5 protein-coding genes are annotated in these 5,204 nt (G+C 59.9%); 2 read left to right on the forward strand and 3 right to left on the reverse strand.

The window, feature by feature from the left end; all coding sequences use genetic code 11:
* Positions 1-75: 75 nt before the first annotated feature.
* On the reverse strand, positions 76-708 hold the full coding sequence (locus JNL55_RS19370) for a DUF4157 domain-containing protein (RefSeq protein ID WP_293857417.1): 633 nt from the start codon (positions 706-708) through the stop codon (positions 76-78).
* A 106-nt stretch (positions 709-814) separates the two neighbouring features.
* Between JNL55_RS19370 and JNL55_RS19375 the strand changes: the two genes are divergently transcribed.
* Positions 815-2,293 carry a P-loop ATPase, Sll1717 family gene (locus JNL55_RS19375; protein WP_293857420.1) on the forward strand — a complete coding sequence of 493 codons (1,479 nt, stop codon included), beginning with the start codon at positions 815-817 and terminating at the stop codon, positions 2,291-2,293.
* 67 nt (positions 2,294-2,360) lie between these two features.
* Here JNL55_RS19375 and JNL55_RS19380 read toward each other — a convergent pair whose 3' ends face one another.
* Positions 2,361-2,525, reverse strand: coding sequence for a hypothetical protein (locus tag JNL55_RS19380; RefSeq protein ID WP_293857422.1), 165 nt, complete (start codon positions 2,523-2,525; stop codon positions 2,361-2,363).
* A gap of 134 nt (positions 2,526-2,659) precedes the next feature.
* Here JNL55_RS19380 and JNL55_RS19385 point away from each other — a divergent pair, with 134 nt between their 5' ends.
* Positions 2,660-4,549 carry an ATP-binding protein gene (locus JNL55_RS19385; RefSeq protein ID WP_293857425.1) on the forward strand — a complete coding sequence of 630 codons (1,890 nt, stop codon included), beginning with the start codon at positions 2,660-2,662 and terminating at the stop codon, positions 4,547-4,549.
* A gap of 12 nt (positions 4,550-4,561) precedes the next feature.
* Here JNL55_RS19385 and JNL55_RS19390 read toward each other — a convergent pair.
* On the reverse strand, positions 4,562-5,204 hold a 643-nt coding region (locus JNL55_RS19390; protein ID WP_293857428.1), incomplete at its 5' end, for a response regulator transcription factor.

A 5,204-nucleotide genomic window follows, 5' to 3' on the forward strand; every position in this document is an offset into this window, starting at 1 on the left:
GGCGGCAGACACGCTGCCAGCGGTCGCAATGGACGGCGAACGGTCGGCTACGGCCGTTCGCCGTGTCGAAAGCGCCTACATTTGGTTGATGGCCCACAGGGCGTCGTCGACGATCCAGTTGGCCTTGCGGTTGGCGGCCCGTTCCCAATCGATACGGTCGTGGTTGAGGCCGCTGCCAATGGACTTCGCAACGTACTCACAGAGCTTGCCGGAGCGCGACTCGCCTCGGTACTGAACCGTGTGCTCCAGTTCATGCATGAGCCACCACATATCGTCGGCATCGTAAAGGTCGATCCGCCGCGGGAAGTAGATGTGATTGCCCATGGTGACGGCCTGGTCGCCGCCGGTATCGATGTTTTCGGCATAACGCACCTTCGACAGGTCATTGCCGAAGTCGCGCTGGATCTCCCGGATGAGCCGTGCCGGCAGGCGCTTCCAGCGGCCGACCTGCGCTTCCATGGAGTCCCCATAACGATGCACCGGTTCGGCACAGGCATCGGCCAGCACGGTGCCGGGCAGCTGACGTTTGTAATCCAACGGATCCTGCGTCACCTGTTTGACGTGCTCACGAATATCGTGGCTGCGGCGTTCGACATGTTGCTTGACATCTTTGAGTGACGGGGGCGACAGGCCGCCGGCGTAGGCGGCAGCGCCGATACCAAACATCGCCAGGGCCATGGCCAAGGAAAAAACACTCATGACTCGCATGTTTCTCTCCTGTAATTTATAGCGCGGTGGGGATGTTCTCAGCGGGCGCCGAATTACACAAAGCCACGGCGGTGGTGCCACCGGGGTGGTAGCCGAGGGGAGTACCGTGAAGATCAACTTGGATGACCGATCCCTGTTCGGCAACGACGCCGGCGAGGACGAAGACGAGGACGTGCTGATGTCCTACTTCGTCAATCATTACAATTTCAAACAATTCCTGGATCCAAGTCAGCGCATGCACATCGCCCGGGGCCGCAAAGGCACCGGCAAATCGGCGCTGCTGGTGCGCTTCGCTCATGAGCGTCGCACCGATCCCAAAGGTCAGCCGGCCATCGTCGTGCATCGCACGCCGGCCAGCCTGGTGGCCTTGAAACAGCCGCCCGTCACCGAAGATCCGATCACGCTGCAGAACTATTGGGTGCAGGCGATCTGCGGGGCCATCAATATGCAATTGGCGCGGGACATCGGCTTTGCCTGGCGGGACGATCAGATCGCGTTGATCGAGAATGCCGAGCTGGCCGGCTACAAAGGACGCAACGTGGTCAGCTCGCTGCTGTCGCGGATCGTCGCAAAAATCAATCTGGGCGGTTTCATCGAACTGTCCTCGGCGCCCCGTCAACCCGGCGACCAGGAACAATTGTTACAACGGCTCCGACACGAAGCAGAGCTGCGGCGACCGGTGTGGTTCCTGATGGACGACATCGATACGATGTTCGAGAACACGCGTGCACAACGCAATTCCATCGCAGCGTTCTTCGCCGCCTGTCGCGAGCTGAGTCATAGCAAATCCGGCATCGGTATTCGCGCCACGGTGCGCACCGACGTTTGGGCCTTGCTCGGCATCGCCGAATATCAGGACAAAGTGGATCAATACTCCATCGCCATGACCTGGTCGGCGAGCCAGCAGCGCGATCTGTTGACCCATCGAGTGCTGGCTTATATCCAAAGGGAATATCCGGGCAACCCCATGGCCTCCTGGAGCGTGGCGGAACATGGCGACCAATTGATCGATCAAGTGTTCGTGCAGCCCATGAAATGGCGCAACGATGCCGTGCCGGCCACACACGTGGTCAGAGTTCTGGCAGGAGGTCGGCCCCGTTGGATTACACAGCTATGCCGCATGGCCGGCGACAACGCGGCCATGAAAGGCGAGCAACGCATCGCGCTGCATCACATCAAGCAGGCCATGCCGGTGTTCGGCCAGCGGCGGCTCTCGGATCTCTATAGAGAACATCAATATCAGTTCGCCGATTTGCGGGCGCTGATCGAATCGTTTGCCGCCGGGCCGCGTAACTACACTACCGACCAATTGCTGGAACGACTCGGCACGGGCTATCTGAAGCGCACTCCGGTAGAGCGCATTCCCATGGTCGATGGCACGCCGTTCACCGGGCCCATGCAGTTGGCGCGCTTCCTTTTCATGATTGGATTTTTCAATGGCCACAACGCCGACTATCGGGGTCGAGCGGTGCCGGAGTTCGTGAGCTTCGAAGAGCGGCCGGATCTATTGCAGGTGGAGACCAACCGGGACGATGGCATGACGTGGGAAGTGCTGCCCGCTTATCGCAATGTGCTGCACATCTGACGAATACCACCGCACCGGTCGGGTTAAGACGGACGGAGCGAGATGGGCGCTCCGATTGCACAAAGGGTCATAGAGGCACCGCCTTGCGCGTCGAGTGGAGGCCCATCCCGGCCGTGATCAGCTGTAAGTCGAACACCCTGAGGTCATTGGCATTGGTATTGGCAATGGCTCCTCCGGGGACGAACAAACAGCTGGACTTACCGGGCAGCGTCGTTATGTCGGTCGATTGCATGATGAGACTCCACTTGAGTTGAGTTGAAGCGCTGCTGGCACCTTGGGTCTGCGCCACCAGTGAGTGCAAGGTTAAGTCGAATCGCACGGCGGGTCGAAACCACCGCGGGGGCACCACCGCAGGGGTATGTAGAGATGCAACGGCTGTTACACGATCTGTGGCACAACAAACCGGTCAGCGACGAGGCTGCGTTCATCGCCGACTATCGGGAACACACCTTCCATTTCACGCGCATCGCCACCTGGGCCTTCGCCATCGTCGGCACCCTGTTGATGGCCAATCGGTTGCTGAACGTGGATGTGAGCGGCGAACTCGGTCGCAAGAACAACATCGACAATTTGATCAGCCTGTTGTTGTTCTGGAGCCCGTCCCTTCTGTTTCTGACGTTTCGCAACTGGTCGATGCGCTACTACCAATGGGTGCTGTCGTTCGTGTTCGCGGCACTGTTCATCAAGCTAGGCTTTGGCATCGCTCGTGGCGAGCGCTCAATCCCAGCAGCGCACATCGCGATGCTGACGCTCAACATCTTCCTGATCGCGCTGCTGCGGGTTCCTTTCAAACACGTGCTGGTGCTCGCCCTCAGCGCCAATACGATGCTGGCCGTGCTGCTGTTACGGCAGTACTACGTCGAGATCGCGCACGTCGCTCCACCGCTGCTGCATACGGGCGCAATCGTATTGATCGGTCTCGTTGCCAGCTGGCGCATCGAAGCCCGCGATCGTTCGCTGTTCGATCAGCGCCGCCTGGCCGAGCAAGCCGCAGAACAAGCTCGAGATCAGCGTGACCGAGCGGAACGAGCGTCGGCAGATGCGCTGGTGGCCGCCAAGCAGCGCGAGATGCTGCACGATCAGTTGAGTTCGTCGTACTTGCAACGTGAGCTCTTGATACGGGCGCTTCATCACGATGCCGCGCACCCGCTGTACTTGATGGGCGTGCGCACCAACCTCATGAAGCAACGCCTGCTGGACGGCAAGGCCGGGCCGCAAGATCTGCTGGCGGATTTGGACATCATGGCGGCAGCCAAGTCGGAGCTCGGCGAGATGCTTACAGGCATGTACGACCTGGTGAAGCTAGGCGGCTTCGTTCCCAGCTACGAAGCGGTGTCCACTCGCGATTTCCTGACACAGCTACGCAAGAACTTTCAGCAGCAGGCAGACACCAAAGGTCTGACTCTGATCGTGCGCCTGCCTTATGAGGATGTGTATCTCGAGTCGGATCGCTCGGCGCTGAAGCGGCTGGTCGACAGTTTGGTGTCCAATGCCATCAAGTACACGCCAGCCGGCACTGTGTTCGTCGGCGCCGTCGTGTACCGAAACTCGATTCGTATCGACGTGCGCGATTCCGGCGTAGGCATTGCCGAAGAGAACAAGGAGCGCATCTACAAGGAGTTCGTGCGCTTGGAGCAGGACGGCGCCGGCGACGCCAAAGGCCTGGGCTTGGGACTGGCCATCGTGAAATTGTTCAGAGACAAGCTCGCCGGCCACTACGTCGACCATAGTTCGCGCGTGGGTCGAGGTTCGCGTTTTTCAGTAAGCGTGCCACGTTCGGCCAGAGCGATCATACCTACGCCCGTAGTAGTGGATGCACCGTGCGCACTCGCACCCAACAAGGTCTATGCGACCATCATCGAAGACAACGAAGATGTCTGTAGCTCACTGCGCGATATGTTGAGCGCCGCCGGCTACGACATTGCCGGCAACATCCGCATCACCAGCTCCGTCGGCGGCCTGCGCGAAATCTTCGACCGCAATCCGCATCGCGCGCCGAATATCGTGATCTCGGACTATCGACTCAAAGGCCAAGAAACCGCCAACGACGTGATCGAGCTGGTGGATGAGCGCTTTTCCTGGCAGACCGTGCCCATCATCGTATTCACGGCCGAAATTCAACCGGACATCCGTAGTGAGCGAGACCACATTCGCGTGGTCGGCAAGTCCGACGATCCCAGTCGCTTGCTCAGCGCCATCCAGCGGGCAATCTACGAAACTCGCACCGCCGATGCAGCGCTGGATGCGGAACTGTAGCGCCGGCCGTTGCTACCGGCGCTCCAGCGTTGACAAAGACTGAGCATTTTCAGGCCCTGGCGCCTTGGGCAAGGTCTGAATGATGCCGAGCGTCTGGCCGGTTTTGGCAAAGTGAGCGTGCAACGACGCCTGGTCCGCCGTACCGAACTTCTCGTACAGCCGCGACATGTGCTTCTTCACGTTGTCGTGATTGATGCCCAACGTTAGAGCAATCTTTTTCGGATTGCGCCCGCTCAACGCCAAGCGCAACACATCGAAGGCTCGCGGAGTAATTCCCAAGTCTGCATGAGTGATCGGCGCCGGCAGCGGCCCCATCAAACTCTCGGGCGAGCACGGCGGCGGATTGCCGCCCTTACCCACCGCTTCAGGCGGCAGCCACACCCCGCCAGCCAACGTGCGACGAATCGCTTCGAGCGACACGCTGGCGTCCGCCGATTTGGGCACGAAGCTCGCCGCACCCGAAGCCATCATTTCTTCTATCAGCGCACGATCGGGACTCTCGGCAGACATGATGACCACCGGCGGCCCATCCATCTCGCGAATCGATCGCAAGGTTGTCTTGCCGGACTCGACCTGCGCCTGCTGGCCACGCTCGAAAGGCAGACGCAAGTCGAGAAAGACCAGATCGAACTCGCGACTACGTAAATGTTCGAGC

It is taken from the genome of Steroidobacter sp. (genome assembly GCF_016790065.1).
GTDB lineage: Bacteria > Pseudomonadota > Gammaproteobacteria > Steroidobacterales > Steroidobacteraceae > Steroidobacter.

Coding starts and splice junctions, on each gene's coding strand:
- JNL55_RS19385 (WP_293857425.1), top strand. CDS start 2,660: ATGCAACGGCTGTTACACGATCTGTGGCACAACAAACCGGTCAGCGAC.
- JNL55_RS19380 (WP_293857422.1), bottom strand. CDS start 2,525: ATGCAATCGACCGACATAACGACGCTGCCCGGTAAGTCCAGCTGTTTG.
- JNL55_RS19370 (WP_293857417.1), bottom strand. CDS start 708: ATGCGAGTCATGAGTGTTTTTTCCTTGGCCATGGCCCTGGCGATGTTT.